General features: G+C 69.3%; 22 protein-coding genes. 7 read left to right on the top strand and 15 right to left on the bottom strand.

Features of this window, described 5'->3' with window-relative positions; all coding sequences use genetic code 11:
* The 5 genes from G406_RS0139120 to G406_RS52615 all read right to left on the bottom strand — a co-directional run bounded on the left by G406_RS0139120 (position 1) and on the right by G406_RS52615 (position 4,209).
* Positions 1 to 435 carry a MarR family winged helix-turn-helix transcriptional regulator gene (locus tag G406_RS0139120; protein WP_028938078.1) on the bottom strand — a complete coding sequence of 145 codons (435 nt, stop codon included), beginning with the start codon at positions 433 to 435 and terminating at the stop codon, positions 1 to 3.
* A gap of 52 nt (positions 436 to 487) precedes the next feature.
* Positions 488 to 1,579: an MAB_1171c family putative transporter gene (locus tag G406_RS57565; protein WP_342666277.1), complete on the bottom strand. Its 1,092-nt coding sequence runs from the start codon at positions 1,577 to 1,579 to the stop codon at positions 488 to 490.
* A 41-nt stretch (positions 1,580 to 1,620) separates the two neighbouring features.
* Positions 1,621 to 2,136 (bottom strand): hypothetical protein, encoded by a 516-nt coding sequence (locus G406_RS0139105; protein ID WP_028938076.1) that lies wholly within the window; start codon positions 2,134 to 2,136, stop codon positions 1,621 to 1,623.
* A 68-nt stretch (positions 2,137 to 2,204) separates the two neighbouring features.
* Positions 2,205 to 2,654, bottom strand: coding sequence for a helix-turn-helix domain-containing protein (locus tag G406_RS0139100; protein WP_028938075.1), 450 nt, complete (start codon positions 2,652 to 2,654; stop codon positions 2,205 to 2,207).
* 73 nt (positions 2,655 to 2,727) lie between these two features.
* Positions 2,728 to 4,209, bottom strand: a complete 1,482-nt coding sequence (locus G406_RS52615; RefSeq protein WP_051343289.1) for an NCS2 family permease — start codon at positions 4,207 to 4,209, stop codon at positions 2,728 to 2,730.
* A gap of 88 nt (positions 4,210 to 4,297) precedes the next feature.
* Here G406_RS52615 and G406_RS0139090 point away from each other — a divergent pair, with 88 nt between their 5' ends.
* On the top strand, positions 4,298 to 4,549 hold the full coding sequence (locus G406_RS0139090; protein ID WP_028938074.1) for a DUF2530 domain-containing protein: 252 nt from the start codon (positions 4,298 to 4,300) through the stop codon (positions 4,547 to 4,549).
* 97 nt (positions 4,550 to 4,646) lie between these two features.
* Here G406_RS0139090 and G406_RS0139085 read toward each other — a convergent pair whose 3' ends face one another.
* The 5 genes from G406_RS0139085 to G406_RS0139065 form a co-directional block, all read right to left on the bottom strand.
* On the bottom strand, positions 4,647 to 6,494 hold the full coding sequence (locus G406_RS0139085) for an FUSC family protein (RefSeq protein WP_028938073.1): 1,848 nt from the start codon (positions 6,492 to 6,494) through the stop codon (positions 4,647 to 4,649).
* Between the two features lie 95 nt (positions 6,495 to 6,589).
* Positions 6,590 to 7,267: a neutral zinc metallopeptidase gene (locus G406_RS52610; RefSeq protein ID WP_156935387.1), complete on the bottom strand. Its 678-nt coding sequence runs from the start codon at positions 7,265 to 7,267 to the stop codon at positions 6,590 to 6,592.
* A gap of 44 nt (positions 7,268 to 7,311) precedes the next feature.
* On the bottom strand, positions 7,312 to 10,272 hold the full coding sequence (locus G406_RS52605) for a sacsin N-terminal ATP-binding-like domain-containing protein (RefSeq protein ID WP_051343287.1): 2,961 nt from the start codon (positions 10,270 to 10,272) through the stop codon (positions 7,312 to 7,314).
* Positions 10,269 to 10,979, bottom strand: a complete 711-nt coding sequence (locus G406_RS0139070) for a class I SAM-dependent methyltransferase (RefSeq protein ID WP_028938072.1) — start codon at positions 10,977 to 10,979, stop codon at positions 10,269 to 10,271. Before G406_RS0139070 ends, G406_RS52605 begins: the two co-directional genes overlap by 4 nt.
* Complete coding sequence (locus G406_RS0139065; RefSeq protein WP_245607381.1) at positions 10,976 to 11,791, bottom strand: DUF3027 domain-containing protein; 816 nt, start codon at positions 11,789 to 11,791, stop codon at positions 10,976 to 10,978. Before G406_RS0139065 ends, G406_RS0139070 begins: the two co-directional genes overlap by 4 nt.
* Before the next feature lie 27 nt (positions 11,792 to 11,818).
* Here G406_RS0139065 and G406_RS0139060 point away from each other — a divergent pair, with 27 nt between their 5' ends.
* The 3 genes from G406_RS0139060 to G406_RS52595 all read left to right on the top strand — a co-directional run bounded on the left by G406_RS0139060 (position 11,819) and on the right by G406_RS52595 (position 14,830).
* Positions 11,819 to 12,625: a glutaminyl-peptide cyclotransferase gene (locus G406_RS0139060; protein ID WP_028938070.1), complete on the top strand. Its 807-nt coding sequence runs from the start codon at positions 11,819 to 11,821 to the stop codon at positions 12,623 to 12,625.
* 118 nt (positions 12,626 to 12,743) lie between these two features.
* Positions 12,744 to 14,333, top strand: a complete 1,590-nt coding sequence (locus G406_RS52600; RefSeq protein ID WP_245607380.1) for an MFS transporter — start codon at positions 12,744 to 12,746, stop codon at positions 14,331 to 14,333.
* A complete protein-coding gene (locus tag G406_RS52595) occupies positions 14,330 to 14,830 on the top strand; it encodes a DUF2771 family protein (protein ID WP_051343285.1) in 501 nt (166 codons plus the stop codon). The genes G406_RS52600 and G406_RS52595 overlap by 4 nt, the downstream gene beginning before the upstream one ends.
* Before the next feature lie 5 nt (positions 14,831 to 14,835).
* Here the strand turns inward: G406_RS52595 and G406_RS0139045 are convergent, their stop codons facing one another.
* The gene (locus tag G406_RS0139045; protein WP_028938069.1) at positions 14,836 to 15,600 is read right to left on the bottom strand and encodes a Clp protease N-terminal domain-containing protein; all 765 of its coding nucleotides are present in this window, start codon (positions 15,598 to 15,600) and stop codon (positions 14,836 to 14,838) included.
* Between the two features lie 122 nt (positions 15,601 to 15,722).
* Between G406_RS0139045 and recQ the strand changes: the two genes are divergently transcribed.
* Entirely contained in the window at positions 15,723 to 17,594 is a 1,872-nt protein-coding gene (gene recQ, locus G406_RS52590) for a DNA helicase RecQ (RefSeq protein WP_051343284.1), read from the top strand.
* Between the two features lie 258 nt (positions 17,595 to 17,852).
* Here the strand turns inward: recQ and G406_RS0139035 are convergent, their stop codons facing one another.
* Positions 17,853 to 18,539 (bottom strand): response regulator transcription factor, encoded by a 687-nt coding sequence (locus tag G406_RS0139035; protein WP_028938068.1) that lies wholly within the window; start codon positions 18,537 to 18,539, stop codon positions 17,853 to 17,855.
* A gap of 425 nt (positions 18,540 to 18,964) precedes the next feature.
* Here G406_RS0139035 and G406_RS52585 point away from each other — a divergent pair, with 425 nt between their 5' ends.
* A complete protein-coding gene (locus tag G406_RS52585; protein ID WP_037080943.1) occupies positions 18,965 to 19,168 on the top strand; it encodes a hypothetical protein in 204 nt (67 codons plus the stop codon).
* A 57-nt stretch (positions 19,169 to 19,225) separates the two neighbouring features.
* Here G406_RS52585 and G406_RS0139025 read toward each other — a convergent pair whose 3' ends face one another.
* A complete protein-coding gene (locus tag G406_RS0139025) occupies positions 19,226 to 19,612 on the bottom strand; it encodes a cold-shock protein (RefSeq protein ID WP_028938067.1) in 387 nt (128 codons plus the stop codon).
* 243 nt (positions 19,613 to 19,855) lie between these two features.
* The gene (locus tag G406_RS0139020) at positions 19,856 to 21,502 is read right to left on the bottom strand and encodes an AMP-binding protein (protein WP_037081061.1); all 1,647 of its coding nucleotides are present in this window, start codon (positions 21,500 to 21,502) and stop codon (positions 19,856 to 19,858) included.
* Between the two features lie 162 nt (positions 21,503 to 21,664).
* Between G406_RS0139020 and G406_RS0139015 the strand changes: the two genes are divergently transcribed.
* The gene (locus G406_RS0139015) at positions 21,665 to 22,468 is read left to right on the top strand and encodes an alpha/beta fold hydrolase (RefSeq protein WP_028938065.1); all 804 of its coding nucleotides are present in this window, start codon (positions 21,665 to 21,667) and stop codon (positions 22,466 to 22,468) included.
* Between the two features lie 32 nt (positions 22,469 to 22,500).
* On the opposite strand, the gene G406_RS0139010 is transcribed toward G406_RS0139015, so the two are convergent.
* Positions 22,501 to 23,775 (bottom strand): MFS transporter, encoded by a 1,275-nt coding sequence (locus G406_RS0139010; RefSeq protein ID WP_028938064.1) that lies wholly within the window; start codon positions 23,773 to 23,775, stop codon positions 22,501 to 22,503.
* Between the last annotated feature and the right edge of the window lie 106 nt (positions 23,776 to 23,881).

Raw genomic sequence — 23,881 nt, 5'->3', positions numbered from 1 at the left:
TTATGCGCCCGCCATTCGGTCTATGATCTCGGCCGCCCTGCTCAGGGTCGTCCGCTCTTCCTCGGTGAGCTCGGCCAGCCGCTTGTCCAGCCAGCGTTCCTTCAGCGAGGTCTCCGTGTTCAACAGCTCGGTACCGCGCGTGGTCAGCTCGATGATCGACTGGCGACCATCGGTCGGGTGATCACGCCTCGAGACCAGGCCGGCCTCCTCCAGCGCCGAGATGACCCGCGTCATCGACGGCGGCCGGACCCGCTCGTTGGCGGCCAGCTCGCTCGGCGTCATCGCCCCGCAGGTCCGAAGCGTGGCCATCGCTGAAATCTGGGTCAGCGAGACCGTCTCCTCGGGACGCTGCGAACGCAGCCGCCGGTTCAGCCGGACCACGGACAGCCGAAGCTGACTGGCCAGGTCGGATACGACGCCTTGCGCGGCACTCATCTAGTTAGCATACCTCACGAACGAAGCCGGGTCGGCACTCGCGCTACGCAAATCAGCCCTTCGAGGCCAGCGCGGCGAACGCCTTGGACAGCTTGACCAGCGCGTCCGCGTCCGCGTCGAAGCCGGGCTTGCTCGGCGCGGCCAGCAACACCCCACCGCCGTACGGTGCCGCGCCACGCCGGGCGGCCGCCAGCGCCGCATGAACCTGCGCCGCCTGCTGTTCCGGAGTCTCCAGGTTCTCGGTGTCCGTCAGATGCGGACTGATCTGCACGAGCCCGTCCCGGCACTCGATCGCTCGGCGGTAGTAACGCCTGCGAACCGAACGCCAGGTGAACCAGTCGCTCAGGCCGTACGTGACCGGTGGCCGCAGGGTCGTCGCCGGAAATGCCGCACTCAAGGCTGTCCACAGTGGTGTGAGCTCTCGGTAGCTTGTGAGCTGCCGTAACGCGCGACGCACCATCAGCGCTCGGCCGACGACACCGGGATAGACCACGCCGATCATCAGCCCCACTCGCCCGATGACACCACCCCAGCCAGTCACCACCCGGAGCCAGTCAGGAACAACAATTGGATAGCCGAACACCCCCAAAGTCTTAGATATGTCGCTGGCCACAATACCTGAAACGTCGCGAAGCAGTAGGGACACCGCGACAATGATCAACCCGGTAGACAACGGCGGCCGCGAAATCTTCGAGTATCGCCACGCCACCAACAACGAAGCCCACAGCGCGTAGTTCAGATAGATGATCTGGACGAAGACCGACACTTTATAAGAAGCACTGTCAATCGGCACGCCAGGCACGCCGGAAAGTGCGCCGGATCTCCAGCACAGCGCAATGACCACGGTCGCGGCCAACCACAGCGCGAAGTTAAGCCGAATTAATTGGCGACTGGCCGCCGTCGCAATCAAGAAGAAGCAGAGCATCAAGAAGCAGAATAGAAAGAGAACAGCCACCAGGAACAGGCGAGGCCCGCCAGGACCCAGCGCCTGCGCCAGCCACCTTTTCATTTCCTCCAGCACAGCCGCGTACTCACCCAACCCCGCGGCGATCGCACCACTCACCACCCAGATTCGAGGATTCTTAGGATCACGAGCTGAGCGGTACAAGTTCCACAACAGGGCGACAAACCCCGCCGCGACCACGTACGGAGAGCCCAGTTTCAGCAGGAATTCTGAATACCACACTACAGCCAGCCTTGCCGCTCACTGAACGCACCCTCTAATTGACGGGCCGCCTTCTGATCAGAACGATGCGGAGTCGTATAGTCCAGGTCAGATGCCCACTCCATCACAATCGTCGCGACCAGCTCGGCTTCGCATTCGTGTCTGTCGTCGTAGGAAGTACGGCGTAAGGCACGGCGAATCATGTCTGGCGAGAGGTCCGGCAGCTCGGTGCGCCAGAACTGGTCGTCCTCCTCATCACTCACGTGATCGGCCATCATGTGACCGAATTCGTGCAGGATGATGTGGTCCTGATGTATCCGGCTCGTCCCGGCCTGATAAACCAGGTAATCGGTCGTCGCGGTCGACAGCCACAGGCCGAACGGGCCGGGAATCGGCAGCGCATAGGGAACCAGACGAATGGGGCGGCCCCGACTCTCGCCGAAACGTTCGCACAGAACGTCCACCCGCAGTGGTGGCTCGATCTTCAACGAGCGGAGTTCGCGCTTGCAGCGGCGGCGCAGTTCCCGTTCTTCCATTGCCAGCCCTCATTATTCCTGATATCGACCGTGCTCGGGCGACGCCGCCCCGGAGCGTTGCCCAGGCTCTACCTGTTGCCGCGTTCGGACTGTTCGAGCTGGTACACCACGTCGAGTAGATCCATGACCTGCTGGCGCCGCTGGGGCGACAGCTCACCGGCCCGCATCGCCAGCAACGCGACGTCCTCGCTGGCGTCGTTGGCCTCCCGCCGCAGCTGCTCAGCGGCAAGGATCCGCAGCTGACGGTCGACCCGGTCAGCCACGCCCGTATCGACGAAATACGCGGCGGGCACCCCGAAGAACTCGGCGAGGGCCTGCACATGCCGCAATGTCGGATTGGCCTTGCGGCCCTTGCGTAACTGCCAGATGTAGCTCTGCGAGATGGTCACGTCGTTGACCCGGCGGATCTGGGCGGCCACGTCCTCGTTGCTGTACTCCCGCCCCCCACGCCCTCGGGGCCGAACCGTGGCGAACAGATGATTGAGCTTGTCGGCGAATGCCGGGCCAACCTCTGACATCGATACCCCTCGCGATGACCATCTCGACTGAAGCCGCCCAGTAGTTTAACCCGAAAGAGTTATATTAGATACCTCAACTGAAGCTCTGTTCAATCGGCCCGACCGCGAAATACAGGACGAACGCCACCCCGACCACCCACATCAGCGGGTGCACCTGACGTGCCCGGCCAGTGGCCGTCTGCAGCAGGACGTAGCTGACGAAGCCCGCGCCGATGCCATTGGCGATCGAGTAGGTGAAGGGCATGACGACGATCGTCAGGAACGCCGGCAGGCCGACCGAGAAGTCGGTGAAGTCGATCTCCACGATCTGCCGCATCATCAGCGCGCCGACCACCACGAGCGCCGGGGCCGCCGCTTCGATCGGCACCACCTCGTACAGCGGGGTGAAGAACATCGCGGCGAGGAACAGCAGACCGGTGACCACGTTGGCCAGACCGGTCCGCGCGCCCTCGGCGATGCCGGACGCCGACTCGACGAACACCGTGTTGGACGAGCTGGACGCGGCACCGCCGGCGACCGCGCCGAGTCCCTCGACGAACAGCGCGCGACCGACCCGCGGCAGCTGTCCGTCCTCGCGCACCAGCTTCGCCTGCTGACCGAGACCGGTCATCGTGCCCATCGCGTCGAAGAAGTTCGCCAGTACCAGGGTGAACACCAGCAGGGACACCGCGATCACCGGGAGCCGGGTGAACGCGCCGAGCGACACCTGGCCGACGAGCGACAGGTCCGGCAGGCCGACGATGTGGCTGGGCAGCGACGGATAGCCGAGGCTCCAGCCCTTCGGGTTGACGCCCTTCGACGGGCCGACGTGTGCAATCGCCTCGACGACGATCGCCAGCACGGTGCTGGTCAGCACCCCGATGAGGATCGCCGCGCGGACCTTGCGCGCCACCAGGATGCCGGTCAGCACCAGCCCGACGATGAACACCAGGGTCGGCCAGGACGCGATCGAGCCGTTGATGCCCAGCCCGACCGGCACGGTCGTGTTCGCCGCGTCCGGGAGCCTGCGGACGAATCCGGAGTCGACCAGGCCGATGAAGCAGATGAACAGTCCGATCCCGACCGCGATCGCCGCTTTCAGCTCGGGTGGCACCGCGTTGAACACGGCGGTCCGGAAGCCGGTCGCGACGAGCAGCACGATGATCACACCGTCGACGACGACGAGGCCCATCGCCTCCGGCCAGCTGACCTGCGCCGCGATCGTCACCGCGAGGAGGGTGTTGATGCCGAGGCCGGTGGCGATCGCGAACGGGTAGTTCGCCACCAGACCGAACACCAGTGTCATGACACCGGCGACCAGCGCGGTCACGGCGGCGACCTGCGGCACCGGCAGGATCGCGCCGAGCACGTCCCGTTTGGCGCTCGGGTCGGTCGCGCTGAAACTGCCCAGGATCAGCGGGTTCAGCACCACGATGTAGGACATCGCGACGAACGTGACGATGCCGCCTCGGACCTCACGGCTGATCGTCGACCCACGTTCGCTGATCTTGAACAGCCGTTCCGCCGGCCCCCGGGGCGGTGCCGGGTCCGGCTTGGCGGTGTCGGGCGAAGTCATGGCACGGCTCCCGCTCGTGGTCGATCTTCGTTGTCCGGCGAAGTGTCTCCCGCCGACGCCGAAGGCGCCAGACTTGTAGGCTCATCGCGTGCAGGACCCGCCGCCGCCACCGCGCGCGCTCACCGACGTCACCGGTGTCGTATCGGTCGGCACGGCGGTGTGGTTCCTGGTCTGGGCCGGATTCCTCGTCGCGCACCTGGTCGCGGACCGTCCGCTGGACATCTGGTTCACCAGCACGCTCGTCGGCTGGCTGCTGGGCCTGCTCGGCCTGTCGATCTTCGCCTGGCAGCGCCGCGCCGCACGCCGAGGCTCCCGCCTCGCGCAGCGCGGCCTCGACTAAACCCACACCGCACCGCCCACCCACACCGCGCACCTCCCGCCCACACCGCGCACCGTGCACACCGCGCGGTGTGACGTCGAGGTGCGCGGTGTCGGCTCTAGCGCGGTGTGGGCTGGGCTGACAGCTGCTCGCCTGCCTGGGAGAGGGCGTCGGCGCTCGCCGTCATCGTGTCCAGGAGCAGGCGCTGCTCCTCGTCGATCACCGCCGGAAGCCTGAGGTCGATCAGGGTCGGGTCGGGACGGACCCGTGCGTCCAGCTGCCGGGCCAGCTCGCCGACCGCGGGTACCAGCACAACACTCGACCTCGACCGCGACAGCAGCGCCGACGCACTCGTCGACAGCCCCTGCACCGCGTCCGCCGCCGCCTCGGCGGCCTCCACCTGTTCCGGCGACGGCTCAGGTGTGACCGCATCGACCGCGCGCAGGTTCTGCTGCGCTCCGGTCACCGCCCGGAACAGCGGCCGCAGCCGGTGCGGCTCGACGTTGTGGTTCACCAGCCCGGCGGTCAGCTCACGCAGCAGCGCCTGCGTGTCGCGGACGGCGTCGTCGAACCGGCTGGCCAGACCCGCGACCGGAACACCGGGCACCGCGACGAAACCGAAGCCCAGCGCGATCAGCACCGCGATGGCCATCATCAGCAGGTACTCGAGCAGCATCTGCCGCAGCTCGATGTGGCGCAGGTTGACGTTCAGGCCGACCGACATCAGCACCGTGCAGCCGTTGAACACGATCGGCTGGGTCCGCTGGAAGAACAGCATGCCGACGACCATCGCCATCACCCCGACCGGCATGAGCGCCGGTTCCGGCAGCCCGAGCACGATGATCAACGCGAGAGCGGCGGCGCCGCCGACCGCGCCGTACACCCGTTGGGTCGCCAGCCGCATGCTGTCCTGCAGCTGCGGCTGCATGATCGCGAACACCGCCATCAGGAACGACGGGACCAGCGGGTTCGTCGTGAAGAACTGCGCGACCACCAGCGCGATCAGCATGCCCAGCGCGCACCGCACCGCGTGCCGCAGCTGGACCGAGTTCCAGTTCAGCGCACCGCGGATCGCGTCGCGGACGCTGTCCTTGCGCAGGTAGTCGGGTCGTTCGCCGCGAGAGCGGTCGCGGTCCGCCGTGGCCGCCTGCACGGTCTCCAGCCCCTGCCACAGGCTCGTCATCAGCTCGCGGGTCGCGCCGGGCAGCACCTCGGTGAGGCCCGACCTGCGGACCCGGTCGTTCGGGTCCGACTGCTCCCGCACGGTGACCAGCCCGGCGAGCCTGCTCGCCTCCGCCTCGGCGGCGGTGAGTACCTGCTCGATCTGCTCGCCCGCCGGGCCGGTCACCAGCCGACGGCGGGACTGCAGGACCCTCGCCGCGTTGCGGAACCGGGCGAGCCCGACGAGCGCGCGGGTGGTCCAGGCTCGGGGCCCGTCCGCCCACCACTGCGCATAGGCGTGCTCACGCGCGGCGGGCGCGTCGCTGCTCAGGGCACCGGCGAAGGCGGCACGCAACGGGGCTTCGGGGTCCTGACGTCCGGATATCCAGCGGAAGACGAGTACCACGATCACGGCGAGGGCCGGGGCCGCGAAGGACTGCCAGACCGTCGTGGCGATCTGGATGCCGTACGCGAAGACCGTCGCCATGCCCAGCGCCATGCCGACGGTGATGAACCGGGTGCCGATCACCGGAACCAGTCCCACCGCGAAGACCACGACGGTGACCAGCGCGATCGCCAGCCAGGACGACACCGGGTGCAGCACCCTGATCACGCCGACGACGACCACCAGCAGCGGGCCGAACCAGGCCAGCAGCCGCAGGTCGGCGGCCAGGGTCCCGCCGAACGCGGCGATCATGCAGAACATCGTGATCAGCGCGGCCAGTACGGCGCCCGCGCCGAGCCCGAGCAACGCGCCGAGGCCGGCGCTCACCGCGATCAGCACGAGCATCACGTACGGCTTCATGACTCACCCCCGATCAGCACCCGCCGATCGTAGGGCACCACGAGTTCCCTATTTCGCTCGTGAGTGGCACGGGCGCCTCCAGGCGCCCGTGCCACTCACGAGCGTGGGGCGGTTGCCGGCTGGAAACACGCCTTCACCCCACCCAGGGCGCCCTTGTTGTACGCGCTGACGCGCTGCTGAGCGTTGCCGTGGTCCTTACTGCTGGACCACTTGTACTTGTCCGCCACCGCCACCAGCGCACCTTCGAGCTCTTCCCGATCGTTCGGTTCGACGATCAGGGTCCCGTCGTGCGCCGCCCCGTTCAGGGTCGCGCCGGCCAGGCAGTCCGCCTGCAGCTCACCATCCTGGCTCACCATCGTGCGTTTCAGTCTCGCCTGGATCGCGTGGCCCCATTCGTGCGCGATGATCACGTACACCCAGGAGTCGCCGATCTTCGAGTAGCCGGCGCTCATCAGCTGCTCGTCCCAGGCCAGGTAGTCACCCGGCCGGCAATAGAAGGCGTTGCCGGCCATCGAGCGGATGCCGCCGCAGCGCGGGCCCCGGCTGCCGACGTAGGCACCCACGACCCTGGGCGGGCTGTAGGAGCCGCCGAAGTACTCCTGGAAGTGCCTGGTCCAGAAGCCGTTGACCACCTCGACCGCGGTCTGCTCGTCGTCGGCCATGGAGTTGGGGACCGGCCGCGGCGCGGCCCACGCGGTGCCGCTGAGCAACGGGGACGCCGCCAGCCCGAACGCGGCCAGGACCGCCAGGAAGATCCGCACAGGTGCTGTCACCAGCTGATCCTCCGACCAGAGTGATCAGCTGCGGGGCCGTTTGGTCAGGACTGTTCGCGAATGCGAACAGCGACCTCCATCAGCAGTGCCCGAACCGGGTCGGCGGCGTGCCAGATGCCGCCCTCGCGCCATACCGGGACCGCGATGCGTCGCCGTTCCGGGCGGCTCAGCTCGACCTCGAGGGACTCGTGGCACCGCAGCCCACCGTCGGGGGCGTCGATGCCGATCGCGGCGCAGGCGGCGACGACCTCCGGCAGGTCCGCCCAGGCGGTGTCCATTCCGGTGCCGATCACCGAACCGGCGACGATCTCGGACGCCAGCGGCAGGTCCAGCAGTTCGGCGAGGGCGTCGAGGCCGTCCTGATCGAGGCGGCCGGTGATCGTCTCGGCCGCCGGGAGCGCCGGTGCCAGCCACGGCCGGTCGAGCAGAACCGCGCGGTCCGCGTCGACCACCGGGCCTGCTGAGGAACGCAGGCGGGTCGGCGGGTCCAGATCGGCCGGATCGACCCGGTCGGCGAGCACCGCGTCGGCGAGTGCGCTGTGGGCGCGCCAGGTCAGCGCCGCGTCGGGGGTCCGGTGCGGGTCGCCGAGGCGGTCCAGGAGGTCCTCGGCAGCCTCCTCGTCGCGCACCGTGAGGTCGGTGCGGACTCCGATCGCGGCGAGCAGTGCGTCGTCCAGTACCGGACGGCCGGCTCTGAGCGGATCGCTCGTGGGTTGGGGCTTCTCGGCGAGCGGCGGGTCGAAGAGGCCCGCCAGATCGGCGGCCGATCCCAGGCGCCAATAGCCGGGTGCCTGACCTGCCAGCTCCGCGTGCCGGGCCAGCCACCAGGTCGTATACGGCTCCGGGTCGCCCGGGTGGTCACGGCGCAGCGCGGGACGGAACTCCGGGTCGGCGGCGAGCAGCGCGAGCGCGGCGGGCCAGGCGTCGTCGCGCACCAGGTCGAGGTCACGGATCGCGACCAGCCTCGACGGCGGCTCGGGCAGCGCGTCCCACCACTGTTCCTCGTCGTCCAGGTCGTGGTCCGGGCCGGTGGGCTGCTCGTCGACGACCCGCGCGAACGAGTCCAGGACACCGGCCGCGACCAAGACCCGCCTCGGGTGTGCCGCTGCGACGTCCTCGGCCAGCACCGCGAGCGGGGCGTCGTCGTCGAGCAGCGGCGCGATCGCCGCGTCCGGGAACATCAGCTCGTCGGCGCGACACGGTTCGCCGTCGACGTCGGGCAGCGCGAGCGCGGCCAGCCACGGACGGTGCCCGTCGCTGACGATCTCCAGCAGGCCCAGCACCAACTTCATCAGCGGGCGTGGGTCGGCGCCGTCCTCGGCGTCCGCGACCGAGCGGCCCACCGCCTCGGTGATCGCGTCGTGGTCCAGCAGCTCGGCAGGGCCGGCTTCGGTCGCGCCCAGCCGGCGCAGCAGCGGGTGCACCGCGTCCGGGGCGACGATACGCAGTCCGGGCAGGTCGACCTCGTCGGCCGCCTCGGGCATCTCGTCGGTCAGCATCAGCGCGGTGCGGGGGCCGGTCACGGTCCGTCCGTCGACCAGCGGGACCGGCAGCGCGGCCAGCTCGTCGCGGGCGCCCGGGGTGTCCAGTGCCGGTTCCAGAGCCGTGTACAGGTCGCGCCACCAGGTCGGTGACCTGCGCACACCGGCCAGGCGGTCGGCCAGTTCGGACAGCGGCAGCGCACGCACCCCGATCGCGGCGAGCTCGGTGCGCCGGCCGATCAGGCTCTCGGCCAGCAGCCCCGGCAGGACGTCGCCCAGCAGCCCGGACAGCCTGGGCTGGTCGAGCAGCACCCCGTCCTTCGGGCTGAGATCGTCGCCGTCCGGTCGCGCCGACGGCAGCCATCGGGAGCCGCGCAGCACCTCGTCGATGGCCGTGTGCAGCGCGGAGTCCAGCTCGGAGCGGGGGAAACCGGTGCGCGGCACGATCGTGATGCGCTGCTCGGCCGGCAGCGCGCGGACCAGGTCGAGGTAGGCCAGCGCCGCTTCGGCGAGCACCGCATCGGTCGCCGGTCCCGTGCGGACCCGTCTGCGGGAAGGCTGCATCGGCAGCGTGGCGAACAGCCGCGCGGGCAGCGCGAGCCGCTCGTCGCTCGGCGTCGGGGCATGCAGGACGTCCTCATCCAGCGGGGCCGGCGCGCCGTCGTGGCCCAGCGGCAGCGCCCAGCACACCGACCACCCCTCCCGGTCCTCAACAGCGACCCGTGAGTGGCGAGTGGTCCTCTGGGACCACTCGCCACTCACGGGTTCTGAGCTGCGGCGGAGCAGGAGCCAGCGGGACTCGGCGTCCTGGCGGGACAGGGTGACCGACGGGCCGTCGTCGTGGCGGCTATGCGTGATGACGCCGTCCCGGTGCGCCACGGTGATCTCGGTGAGCCACGGCAGAGCGAGCAGGAGGTCCGGTGCCGCCGCGTCGGCCTCGGCCAGGAGTGCCGGGGCGTCCTCGACGGGCAGCTGGACCTCGGTGTCGTAGCCGTCCGGCGGCCGCTCGGCCTCGACCGGCCAGCACAGCCGCAGGATCGGCGGCCTGCCGTCGCGGCGGTCCAGCTCCTCGGCCGCGGCGCCGCCCAGCTCGCGGACCGCCGCCGCCGTCCGCCGGGCGGAGAACGCCACACCTGCCTCGGCCGACACGACACGCGGCTCGGCACTCACCCCGAGAACCGCGGCGAAACCCACCCCGAACCTGCCGACCGCGTCGGTGTCCCGTTTCGTGGACGCCCGCAGCGACGCCAGCGCGGTGACGCCCTCCGTGTCCAGCGGGACACCGGTGTTCGCCACCCTCAGCTCGCTGCCCACCGCGCGCAGCAGCAGCTTCCCGGTTGTCCCTTCGCGTTGCGCGGCGTCGGCGGCGTTCTGCGCGAGCTCGACGAACCAGCGGTCCGCGTACCCGCCGAGCAGCAGGTCTTCCTCCGCGTTGGCGTCCTCACGGAACCGGGTGGGGGAACCGGCCCAGGACGCGAGGACCGAGGTGCGCAACGCGGCGGTGCCGAACGGGTCGTTGCTCAAGCGCGGTGCCGGGCGTTCAGCCAGAGGAACAACGGCATGCGCCGCCACGGCTCCAGTCCGCTGTACGGGCCGTCGACCCGCTCTGGTTTCGGCTCGCGCATCGCGGTGACCGCCAGGCCGGCCGAGGTCAACGCGTCGAAGTACTCGTGCAGCGGCCGTGACCAGCCGTCCCAGTGCATGTCCAGGCCGGCCCTGGTCTCAGCGGCGCTGAACACCCCGCCGGTCAGGTAGTCGCCCGCCATGACGAACCGGCCGGAGTCGTCCACCGTGCACCGGTCGGCGAACGGGTGCACGACCGACATCGTGAACTCCCCGCCCGGCGCCAGCACTCTGGCGACCTCGGCGACCGCCGCCGGCACATCCGGGACGTCCATCAGCACGTTGTAGGCGACGACCCGGTCGAAGCTGTCGTCCGCGAACGGCAGCGCGGCGGCATCGGCCAGCCGGTAGTCGGCGGCCGAGCCGGCGCGCTCGGCCGCCTCCAGCAGGCTCGGCGACAGATCGCTCGCGGTCACCCGGTGCCCGAGGTCGGTCAGCTCACGGGACACTCGGCCCTCGCCGCAGCCCAGGTCCAACGTGTGCGAACCCGGCGGCGGCAGGAACTCGCGGAACTGCTGGACGTAGACCCAGAACGCGTCATGGTCCGGCGTGCGAACCCATTCGATCCATTCCCCGGCGTAGCGCTCCCAGTGGAAGTCCGTGCTCACTGAGAGGCGCTGGTTTCCAGGTCGACACCGTCGTCGTAGACCAGCTCGGCGATCGGCGCGACAGGGCCCGGGTCGGGCTCGACGTCGGAATGCGCTCCGCAGCCGTACTCGGCGTGCACCACGGCGCCGTCGGCCGGGGCGAACTCGTTGGCGCACACACCGAACGCGGCGCGCAGCGCGCCCGCGAGCGGGAGGAAGAAACCGCAGGTCACACATGATGCGGGCGCGGCCTTGGCCATGTCGGCACGCGGACCCCTCGACCCTTCGCGCCAGCGCTCGGTCGCCTCGTCGCGGCCGATCGAGGACAGCACCTTCGGCCTGCCCAGACCCACCTCGTGCGCGACCTCCTCGACCGCCGGGTCCTCCGACTTCAGGTATCCGGGGACGAGCCGCTGATCGTCCGGGTCGGCCGGGAGCAGGTCGCCGACGCCGAGGTCACCCGCGCGGACCCGCTGCTGCCACGGCACCCAGGCCGGAGCGACGAGCGCATCCGGGCCCGGCAGCAACGCGGCTTCGCTGACCGTGATCGGCGAGTCGGAGTCGCATGCGGCGACGGTGACCGCCCAGCGCCAGCCCCGGTAACCGGGCTGATGCGCGGCGAAGAAATGGGTTGCGGCGTGTTGATCTTCGCCGTACACCTCTTCGTGGTCACCGATCGCGTCCGCGCCGGCCAGCTCGACGGCGGCGGCGCGCGCCTCGTCGATGGCGTCGAGCAGGCGGGACTCGGTCGGCGGCTGCTCCGGTGTCGAGGCAGTCGCGTCGGACACAGCGCCCTCGGGCACGGCGGCGGCTTCGGGGGTCGCGGAGGTCACGTACCCGATTGTGCCACTCTGCACGCCGTGCCCCCGTCGGTGACCCATGCTCGCGCCCTGTTCGCGGCGCTCCTGATCGCCCTCGGTGTGGCGAGCGCCGGTTGTACGCCCCGACCGGGGGACGCGATCACCGACGCGGTGGCGGCCGGGCTGCCGGTGCTGCGCCCCACGGTGATCGCCACGCTGGAGCACGACACCAGCGCCTGGACCGAGGGGCTGGAGATCGCCGACGGCGTCCTGTACGAGGGCACCGGGCTCGCCGGCCGGTCCGAGCTGCGGACGCTGAACCCGGAGACCGGCAGGCTGCTGCGGAGCACCCCGCTGCCCGACGGTCTGTACGGCGAGGGCATCACCGTGCTCGGCGACCGCATCTGGCAGCTCACCTACCGGGACGGGGTGGCGCTCGGCTGGTCCGGCGGTGCTGTGGTCTCTCGGGTGTCGTACCGCAACGAGGGCTGGGGGCTGTGCCACACCGGCGACGGGCGGCTGGTCGCCAGCGACGGGACGGACCGGCTGCGGCTGCTGTCGCCGCGCGATCTGGCCGAGGTGGGCAGCGTCGCGGTCACCGTCGGCGGTCGTCCGCTGTCCGGCATGAACGAACTGGACTGCGGCGCCGACGGCACTGTCCTGGCGAACATCTACCCGAGCACCTGGCTGGCCCGGATCCGGCTGTCGGACGGCGTGGTCACCGCCGTGGTCGACGCGAGCCGCCTGCTCCCGCCCGACCTGCAGGCCGGAACCGACGTCCTGAACGGCATCGCGGCCGTCCCCGGCACCGACGAGTACCTGCTCACCGGCAAGTTCTGGCCCACCATGTACAAAGTCCGCTTCTGACCCGTGAGTGTTGTGGGTTGCCAGGGCAACCCACAACACTCACGGGTCAATTGTGATCACCCGACTTTGCTGTTCCAGGTGCGCCGGTACATCCGCCGGATCCTGGACAATGGGGGGCATGCGTAGGGACCGGTCGGGGCAGCAGGCGTCGAAGGTGACGCGTGCCGGCTGGTCGTCGGGGTCGCGGCGGCGGCGGATGTGGGTCAACGGTGAAGGTGTCCGTGCGGGCGGTGCGCCCGAGCCGGAGCTGCGCCGGCCCGACCCCCAGCCACGCGCGTACGAGCCGTGGCGGGACGAGCCCTACGACCAGGCCGCCGACCACCACGAGGAACCCGTCGCCGAGCGGCGGGCCGGTGAGCCGCCACCACCGCGCAAGCTGACCGTCACCCGGGTCGCGGCGTGGCGCGGCCGCCAGCTGACCGGGCAGGGAATCCGGGCCTTCCAACGCGCCGCGGGCGCCGACGGCGCGGACCGCTCCGGGCTGACCGCACTGACCTACGCCAGCATGATGGACTACGCGACCGACGCCGCCGTCGCCGTCGCGCTGGCCAACACCCTGTTCTTCTCCGCCGCGACCGCCGAGAGCAAGACCAAGGTCGCGCTCTACCTGCTGATCACCGTGGCACCGTTCGCGCTGGTCGCCCCGGTCATCGGTCCGCTGCTGGACAAGGTGCAGCGCGGCAGGCGGGTCGCGCTGGCCGCGAGCTTCGTCGGACGGGGCGCGCTCGCCATCGTGATGGCCTTCCACTTCAACGACTGGGGCCTGTACCCGGCGGCGTTGGGTGCGCTGGTGCTGTCGAAGTCGTTCACCGTGCTGCGCGCCGCCGTCACGCCCAGAGTGTTGCCCGAGGCGATCACGCTGGTCACCACGAACTCCCGGCTGACCGTGTTCGGGCTGCTCGCCGGGGGCGTGTTCGGCGGCATCGCGGCCGGGATCGCCAAGCTCACCGGGTCACCGGGGGCGCTGGTGTTCACCGCCGTCCTGTGCGGGCTCGGCGCGTGGCTGTGCCTGCGCATCCCGGCGTGGGTGGAGGTCACCGCCGGTGAGGTCCCGGCGTCGCTGCGCGGCAGGCCACGCAACGCGAAACGGCAGCCGATGGGCCGCCGCGTCGTGGTGTGCCTGTGGGCGAACGGCGCGGTCCGGATCTCGACCGGCTTCCTGACGCTGTTCCTGGCGTTCGTGATCAAGGCGCAGACCGAGCACAACCCGTCGAAGCAGATGATGCTGCTGGGGATCATCGGCGTCGCGGCGGGCGTGGGCGGCATCGTCGGCAACGGGATCGGCTCCAAGCAGCGGTTCGACCGCTCCGACCCGGTGGTGCTCGGATGCACCGGGGTGAGTGTGGCCGGCACCGTGCTGGTCGCGGTCCTGCCCGGCGTCACCACGGCCGCGATCTGTGCCTTCGCCGCCGCCACCGCGAGCGCGCTGGCGAAGGTGTGTCTCGACGCGGTCATCCAGCGCGACCTGCCGGAACGCTCCCGGGCCTCGGCGTTCGGCCGGTCCGAGACCGTCCTGCAGCTGGCCTGGGTGTTCGGCGGCGCGCTCGGGGTGCTGCTGCCGCCGGTGTACTGGATCGGGTTCGGCGTGGTGGCACTGGTCGTCGCGCTCGGCGGCACGCAGGCCATGATGATCGGACGTGGGCAGTCACTGCTGCCCTGGATCAGGCACCGGGAGCAACCGGTGATCCCCTTTCGGACGGTGTCGTGAAGGTTCGTAGGTCCCGGCTGGTCGTGGGCGGCGTGCTGGCCGCCGTGGTGGTCGTGGTCGCCGCCGTGGTGTGGGTGCTGGTCAGTTCGAGCGGCCCGCCGAACGTCGAGTTCGCCTCGGTCGCCGGGAAGGTCAGCACCGGGCCCGCCCAGTACTGCGACCTCAAGGTCACCGAGTGTCAGAACCGTCCGGACGCGGTGGTCAAGATGGCCGTCCCGGCCGGGCAGCCGCTCCAGGTGACGGTGCCGTCCTCGGTGTCCTCGACGCCGTGGCAGGTCGTCTTCTCCTACCTGGCGGCGAACGGCAACCGGGTCGACGGACGCAGCCCGGTGTTCGCGCCGGACAAGGAGACCTCCTACACGCTGAGCCTGCCCGAGGCCGCCGACCAGCTGGCCACCGCGCAGGTCCAGCAGTACGGCGGCGGCCAGCCCACCGTGGATGCGAACGGTGAGCCGGCCTTCCCGATCCGGGGCAGCTGGGTCCTGACCACCAAGTAGCCCGCTCAGCCGTCGGCAAGGCTCTCGTCGACCGCGCCCGCGACCCGCTTGGCGATCGCGGCGAGGACCTCGGCCACCCGGTCGGACACCGAGATGAACTCCAGGCCGAGGCCGGTCAGCACGCCGCTGCCGTCCTCCTGTTCCAACAGCGCCAGCAGGATGTGCTCGGTGCCGATGTAGTTGTGCCCCATCCGCAGCGCGTGCCGGTAGGTGAGCTCCAGCGCCTTGCGCGCGCCCGCGTCGAACGGGACGAGTGCCGGCATGTCCTCGACCGGGGGCGGAAGCGCCGCCGTGACCACCCGCTTGACCGTCTCCAGCGCGACCCCCTGCTCGACGATCACCTTCGCGCCAAGGCCCTCGGGGTCGACCAGCAGGCCGAGCACGAGGTGTTCGGTGCGGATGGCGTTGTTGCTGGCCGCGCGGGCCTCGTTCTGCGCGGCGATCACCACGTTCCTGGCCCGCAGGGTGAACCGGTTGAAGCCCTGTTGCGGGTCGAGGTCGGACATCTCGCCGGGGTCCTTCGGTACGAACCGCTTCTGGGCGGCCTGCTTGCTGACACCCATGCTGCGGCCGATGTCGGTCCACGACGCTCCGGAGCGGCGGGCCTGGTCGACGAAGTGGCCGATGAGGTGGTCGGCCACGTCACCGAGGTGGTCGGCGGCGAGCACCGCGTCGGAGAGCTGGTCGAGTGCGTCGGTGTGGACCTTCTTGATGGCGTCGATGAGGTCGTCGAGTCGGACATTGGCGGTCACCGGAGCGGATTGCGTCATACGACAACCTTAGGTTGACGATAGGCATTTCGTCAACTACAGGTTGTCGATCTGATCGCGATCGCACAGGGGTTGGGCGATAGGCCCGCGGCGGCCGGAACGGCCCTCGTACGATCGGGTGCGTGACTCTCGCCGACACCTCCCCCGCGCCGCTCGACGTGCTCAAGAGGGTCTTCGGCTACGACGCCTTCCGTGGCGAGCAGGCGGAGATCATCGGCCACGTGTGCGGCGGCGGCGATGCACTCGTGCTCATGCCGACCGGTGGTGGCAAGTCGCTGTGCTACCAGATTCCGGCGCTGGTGCGTGACGGCGTCGGTGTCGTGGTGTCACCGCTGATCGCGCTCATGCAGGACCAGGTCGACGCGCTGCGCGCGCTCGGCGTCCGGGCCGGGTTCCTCAACTCCACGCAGGACGTCACCGAGCGCAGGGAGGTCGAGAACGCCTTCCTGTCCGGCAAGCTGGACCTGCTCTACCTGGCGCCGGAGCGACTGCGGGTCGACTCGACGATGCGGCTGCTCGACAAGGGCAAGGTCGCCCTGTTCGCGATCGACGAGGCGCACTGCGTCGCACAGTGGGGCCACGACTTCCGGCCCGACTACCTCGGCCTGTCCGAGCTGCACGAACGCTGGCCGGACGTGCCCCGCATCGCGCTGACCGCCACCGCGACCCGGACGACGCACGCCGAGATCGCCACCCGGCTCAACCTGTCCGAGTCCGGCGGTGCCCGACATTTCGTCGCCAGCTTCGACCGGCCGAACATCCAGTACCGCATCGCGCCGAAGAACGAGCCGCGCCGCCAGCTGCTGGACCTGCTGCGCTCCGAGCACCCCGGCGACGCGGGCATCGTCTACTGCCTGTCCCGCAAGTCCGTCGAGCAGACCGCCGACTTCCTGAGCGCGCAGCGCATCACCGCGCTGCCCTACCACGCGGGCCTCGACGCCCGGACGCGCGCGAAGAACCAGGCCCGCTTCCTGCGCGAGGACGGCGTGGTCATGGTCGCCACCATCGCGTTCGGCATGGGCATCGACAAGCCGGACGTGCGGTTCGTCGCCCACCTCGACCTGCCGAAGTCGGTCGAGGGCTACTACCAGGAGACCGGCAGGGCGGGCCGCGACGGGCTGCCATCCACCGCGTGGCTCGCCTACGGCCTCGCCGACGTCGTGCAGCAGCGCAAGATGATCGACGAGTCGCAGGGCGACCTCGCCCACCGCAGGCAGCTGAACAGGCACCTCGACGCGATGCTCGCACTGTGCGAGACCGTCGAGTGCCGCCGCGTCCAGCTGCTCAACTACTTCGGTCAGCGCGGTGAGCCGTGCGGCAACTGCGACACGTGCCTGACCCCGCCGGAGTCCTGGGACGGCACCGTCGCCGCGCAGAAGGTGCTGTCCACGGTGTTCCGGCTGGACCGGGAGCGCCGGCAGAAGTTCGGCGCCGGGCAGATCATCGACATCCTGCGCGGCAAGCTCACCCCGAAGGTCGAGCAGTTCGACCACCAGTCGCTCACCGTCTTCGGAGTCGGCGAGGACCTAGCCGACGGCGAGTGGCGCGGGGTCATCCGGCAGCTCATGGCGCAGGGGCTGCTGTCGGTCGAGGGCACCTACCAGACGTTCGTGCTCACCGAGTCGAGCCGCGAGGTGCTGCGCGGCGAGCGCCAGGTGATGATGCGGCGCGACCCGGTCAAACAGCCGAAGGCCCGTGCCGCGAAGACCTCCTCGAAGGCGCCGCAGGTCGAGCTGTCCGCCGAGGCCACACCGATCTTCGAGCGACTGCGCGCGTGGCGGGCCGGAGTGGCGAAGGAGCAGGGCGTGCCCGCCTACGTGATCTTCCACGACGCGGTGCTGCGCGAGGTCGCCACACGCCTACCCAGCTCCCTGGACGAGCTGAGCACGATCAGCGGAGTAGGCGAGAACAAACTGGCGAAGTACGGCGAAGGAGTCCTGGAAACCCTCGTGAGTGATGAGGCCGTCTACCGCGAAGCGGCGCCGAAGGCGTAGCCGGTCTAGGCACTCACGACACGCTTTTCGTCGTGAGTGCCTAGACCGGCTATAGGCGGCCTCAGCACTCACGAGGGACCCCGAGGCAGTGCACCCATCCCTGCGCGCAGCCCTGACGTGCTGATCCCCTTGTTCCCCGGCTTTCGTGAGTGGCAAGTGGTCCTATGGCAACCCTGGGCACTCACGACGAAAAGCGAGTCGTGAGTGCCCAGGGTTGCCACGCCTTCGGCGCCGCTTCGCGGTAGAACCACTTGCCACTCACGTGGGGATGTCCAGGCGTAGGCCTACGCCTCTGATGGTGTGGAGGTAGCGGGGTTCCTTGCCGCTCTCGCGCAGCTTGCGGCGCAGCCAGGAGACGTGGACGTCCACCGTCTTGTCGGCGTGGCTGTACGGCATCCGCCAGACCTCGGCGAGCAGCTCCTGCTTGCTGACGACCTGACCGGCACGGCGCGCCATGTAGGACAGCAGGTCGAACTCCTTGGGCGACAGCGCCAGCGCTCGACCGTCCAGCTCGGCGGTGCGCGCGGACAGGTCGATGGCCAGCCCGCCGAGCACGAGCGTCGGTCGCCGAGCCGGCGCGGAGTGGTGGCGGCGCAGGACAGCGCGCACGCGCGCTAAGAGTGAACCGAATCCGAATGGTTTGACCAGATAGTCGTCGGCGCCCGCGTCGAGTGCGGCAATGATCCGCCCCTCGTCGTCGTAGCTCGTCACCACGATCACCGGGACGTCGGATGCGGCTGCCCTGAGCATGGTCAGCAATTGCATGCCGTCCAGGTCGGGGAGCGACAGGTCCAACAACACGATGTCAGGGCGGTTTTCGACGGCAGCTTGTAATCCGGCCATCCCGGTCGCGGCAGAGCTCGTCGCGTGATCGGCTGCGGACAGGGCTCGGACGAGCCCACCACGGGTGGCGGAATCTTCCTCGATGACCAAGACGTGCGGCACGTAAAGAATCTTAGCCTGTATTGCTATAACACTGGTAGCCAGAGGGTGGTCTTGTCTCGCATCCCGGGACGGCTTGCACCGAAGGTCGCCGTCTGAGTCACACCAGCCACTCCCGTCTGGTCCGAAAGGATCATTATCAGAACCTTGATAACACGTTAGTGCGATGTTGGGCTTTCCGACGGCATAATCCGCGACCTTCCGGCCAGCACATCATTAGCTTCTTTTCTAACTATCGTCCAGATAGTCACTTTGGTCACACGGGCCGAGGGATGCCAGGGTGGAGTCCAGTGGGATCATCGTCGACACTCTTGATGCACATGCATATGCACTTGCGCCAAAATCTGACAATGCCGAGAGGAGCGGACCCCATTCCGGGATCCAGTGATCCAAGCGACTCGGACGCGACATCTCGGGTCCCCGACGAGGTGCGCCCGGCAGAGATCGACGAGCGCGAGGCCGACGACTCGGCCGCCGCCGCGATCGCCGACAAACCGCGCCTGTGGCGCGCGATGCTCTTCGCCCACCAGCCCGATCGGCACGGACGATGCATCACCTGCATCGGCGCCCCGTGGCCGTGCGGCCCGCGCACGCTCGCCGAGCGGGCCGAGGAGATTCACCGCAAAAGCTGATCGGCCGGCGATGACAGGGTCACCGGCCGGCCGATCGACAAGTCTGAACCGTGCTACTCAGCCGTCCAGGTCACGCGCCACCGCGCGAACGACCTCCGCCGCGAGCTTCGAGCTGCGACGGTCCGGGTAGCGACCCCGGCGCAGGTCCGGCTGAACCTTGTTCTCCAGCAGCTTGATCATGTCTTCGATCAGGCCGTGCAGCTCCTCGGCGGGACGGCGCTGGGTCTCGGCGACCGACGGCGGCGCGTCCACCAGCCGGACCGACAACGCCTGTGGGCCACGCCGCCCTTCGGCCATGCCGAACTCCACCCGCTGGCCGGACTTGAGGCCCTCGATCCCAGCCGGCAGCGCCGCCTTACGGACATACACGTCCGCGCCGCCGTCCTGGGAAAGGAAGCCGAAACCCTTCTCAGTGTCGTACCACTTGACCCTGCCGGTCGGCACCCTGCTCACCCGTCCCTTGCTGTGTCTAACACGTGCCTGGTTCTCACCTGTGCTGGGTATATCAGCGCTGCATATACCGTCTAACGCGGGCGAAAGTGCCCACGCGGTACGCACAACGAACGCGCCCCGAGCAACGTCGGGACGCGCCCCCCTAGCGTAGCCCCAGAGGCACTCGACGCGCCGTAGTTATCCGCGGTTCACCCGCGCGGCTTCGTCGCGCTCACTGCCCGCAACCCCGGACGGTCAGGACACGACCTGTTCCAGACCGAGCAGCTCGACGGACCGTTCGCGCATCTCGACCTTGCGGACCTTGCCGGTCACGGTCATCGGGAACTCCTCGACGATCTGCACGTACCGGGGGATCTTGTAGTGCGCGAGCTTGCCGGTGGCGAACTCGCGCACCGCCTCCGACGTGAGCGGCTCGGCACCGGGGCGCATCCGGATCCAGGCGCACAGCTCCTCGCCGTACTTGGCGTCCGGAACGCCCACGACCTGGGCGTCCAGTACGTCGGGGTGGGTGTAGAGGAACTCCTCGATCTCGCGCGGGTAGATGTTCTCGCCGCCCCGGATGACCATGTCCTTGATCCGTCCGGTGATGTTGACGTAGCTCTCCTCGTCCATCACGCCGAGGTCGCCGGTGTGCATCCAGCGGGCGGCGTCGATGACCTCGGCGGTCTTGTCCGGCTGGCCCCAGTAGCCGAGCATCACCGAGTAGCCCCTGGTGCACAGCTCGCCGGCGGTGCCCCGGGGCACGGTCAGACCGGTCGCCGGGTCAATGATCTTGCTCTCGATGTGCGGGAGCACCCGGCCGACGGTGGACACCCGCCGTTCCAGCGAGTCGTCCGCGCGGGTCTGGGTGGACACCGGCGAGGTCTCGGTCATGCCGTAGCAGATCTGCACCTCCGACATGCCCATCCGCGAGATGACCTGCTTCATCACCTCGACCGGACACGGCGACCCGGCCATGACACCGGTGCGCAGCGAGGACAGGTCGTAGGACTCGAAGTCCGCGAGGCCGAGCTCGGCGATGAACATGGTCGGCACGCCGTACAGCGACGTCGCGCGTTCGGCCTCCACGGCCTTCAACGTCAGCTCCGGGTCGAAGCCGGCCGCCGGGATGACCATCACGGAGCCGTGCGAGGTGGCCGCCAGGTTGCCCATGACCATGCCGAAGCAGTGGTAGAAGGGCACCGGGATGCAGATCCGGTCCTCCTCGGTGTAGCCGAGGGTCTCGCCGACGAAGTAGCCGTTGTTGAGGATGTTGTGGTGGCTGAGCGTGGCGCCCTTGGGGAACCCGGTGGTGCCGGAGGTGTACTGGATGTTGATCGCGTCGTCCGCGCTCAGCGTCTCCGCGACCTCGGCCAGCCGTTCCGGCCGGACACCCGTCGAGCCGGTCGCCAGCTCCCGCCACTGCGGTGAGCCGAGCAGCACCACGCGCTCCAGCGCCTCGCAGCGCGGCCTGACCTCCTCGACCATGGCCGCGTAGTCGGAGGTCTTGAAGCTCGGCGCCGCGACCAGCATGCGCACGCCGGCCTGGTTGAGCACGTACTCCAGCTCGTGAGTGCGGTAGGACGGGTTGATGTTGACCAGGATGATGCCGAGCTTCGCCGTGGCGTACTGGGTCAGCGTCCACTCGGCCTGGTTGGGCGCCCAGATGCCCACCCGGTCACCTTTGACCAGCCCGGCGTCGATCATGCCCAGTGCGAGCGCGTCGACGTCCGCGACGAACTCCCGGTAGGTCCACCGCCGCCCGCTGGCCATCTCGACGAGCGCGTCGCGGTCGCCGAAGCGTGCGGCGGTGCGGTCGAGGTTGTCGCCGATGGTGTCTCCGAGCAGCGGGGTATCGGAGATACCCGAGGCGTACGACGGCACAGCGGGGACGGGAACCACCACGTCAGCTCCTCACAACAGTGTGGGGTAGGGACAGTCGAGCCACATCCTCTTGCAGGAGCACCCAGTTCGCCAGGGTTCGTCTCACAACCGGAATCTTCAGTGGATCACTTACCCGAGAGGTAATCGATTCGATGACGTCCGCGGATTACCGTCCTTGCCATGACCTACTTCGAGAACAGCCAGGGCATCCGCTTCTACTACAAGGACCTCGGCGAGGGGCCCGCGATCCTGCTGGTCCACTCGTGGGCCATCGACTCCAGCATGTGGGAGTACCAGGTGCCGGCGCTCATCGCCGCCGGACACCGGGTCGTGGCGATGGACCGCCGGGGCCACGGCCGCTCCGACGAGCCGGGCGCCGGCTACGACCTGGACACCCTCGCCGACGACCTCGCCGCGCTCGTCGAGCACCTCGACCTGAGCGAGATCACCCTGGTCGCGCACAGCATGGGCTGCGCGGAGATCACCCGGTACCTGAGCAGGCACGGCAGCGCACGCGTCAGCAGGGCCGTCTACCTGGCGGGGGTCACGCCGTACGTGCGCGGGGTCGTCGGCGAGGAGAACTACGAGGCGTTCCTTGCCGAGATCGCGGCGGAGCGGCCGCTGTGGTTCAGCACGCGCCGCGAGGGCTACTTCGCCATGCCGGACTCCGGGGTGTCCGACGCGCTCGCCGACGACCAGATGGCCACCATGCTGCGCACTCCGCTCGAGGTGCTGATGGCGTGTCAGCGGGCAGGCACCGGTACCGACGTCACCGCGGAGCTGTCCCGCGTCGACGTGCCCGTGCTGGTGATCCACGGCGACCGGGACGAGTCCACCCCGCTGGAGATCACCGGGCAGCCCACGTCCGAGCTGATCCCGGACAGCCGGCTCGAGATCTACGCCGGCGGCCCGCACGGCCTGTACGTGACGCACCAGCGGCAGCTCACCGCCGACCTGCTCAAGTTCGCGGCTCAGACCCCGTGAGTGAGTTGGGCTGCTGGGGCAGCCCAACTCACTCACGGGGTGTTGCGGGGCTCCCGGATGGCCAGGACCGCGGCGAGGCTGATCACCGCGACCAGGAGCATGTAGCCGGACACCGACATCGACGTCTCGGTGCGGGCCTGCAGCGCGGTGGCGATCAACGGGGCGAAGCCACCACCGAGGACCGCACCGACCGCGTAGCTGATCGACGCGCCGCTGTAGCGGTAGCGCGGCTCGAACATGCCGGCGAACAACGCCGACTGCGGGCCGTAGCTGGCCCCGAGCCCGATGTTCAGCACCACGACCGCGACGATCATCCAGAACGCGTTGCGCGTGTCGATCAGCAGGAAGAACGGGAACGCCCACACCGCGAGCAGCACCGAACCGACCAGGTACACCGGTTTGCGCCCCACCCGGTCCGACCAGGACGCGCTGATCATGATGGCGGCCAGCCAGGTCACGCTGCCGATGATCACGATGACCAGCATCAGGTTGTTGCTCAGACCGAGGATCTTCGTGCCGTAGGACAGCAGGTAGGCCAGGAAGACGTAACCGATCGCGGTGTTCGCGATGAAGCTGACCGAGGCCAGCAGCAGCTCCTTCGGCCGCTCCCGCAGCACCTCGACCACCGGGACCCGGCTGCGTGCGCTTTCCTCGCGCAGCGCACGGAACACCGGGCTCTCCTCGATCCGCAACCGGATCACCAGACCGACGCCGACCAGCAGGATGCTCAGCAGGAACGGCACCCGCCAGCCCCACGCCGCGAACTGCTCTTTGTCGACCAGGTTGCTCATCACGAAGAACACCAGCTGGGCCAGGATCAGCCCGGCCGGGACCCCGATCTGGGCGAACGACCCGAACCAGCCGCGCCTGCCGGTCGGCGCGTGTTCGACCGCCATGAGCGCGGCGCCGCCCCACTCACCGCCGGCCGACAATCCCTGCAGTAGCCGCAGCACCAGCAGCAGGATCGGCGCCCAGACCCCGATCTGGGCGTACGTCGGTAGCAGGCCGACGCCGACCGTCGCCAGGCCCATGAGCAGCAGCGAGGCGACCAGCATGCCTTTGCGGCCCAGGCGGTCACCGAAATGTCCCCACAGGATGCCGCCGATCGGGCGGGCCAGGAACCCGACGCCGAGCGTGGCGAACGCGGCCAGCGTCCCGGACGCCGGGGACAGCGTTGAGAAGAACTGCGAGCCGAAGACCAGGGCCGCGGCCGTGCTGTAGATGAAGTAGTCGTACCACTCGATGGTGGTGCCGACGGCGCTCGCAAGCGCAACCCGCCTCAGCTGAGGGGCATCAGTGACCGTCACCGCTGCATTGTGCCCCCATTTCGTGAGTGGCAAGGGCGTCTACCGCGGAGCGGCGCCGAAGGCGTAGGCGCTCGGAGCACTCACGACAGCTTTTCCGTCGTGAGTG

This window comes from Actinospineispora spinosispora DSM 44797 (assembly GCF_000429025.1).
GTDB classification, from domain to species: domain Bacteria; phylum Actinomycetota; class Actinomycetes; order Mycobacteriales; family Pseudonocardiaceae; genus Pseudonocardia; species Pseudonocardia spinosispora.
The sequence above is the reverse complement of the archived record's forward strand: the minus strand, read 5'-3'. Positions and strand labels throughout refer to the sequence as shown.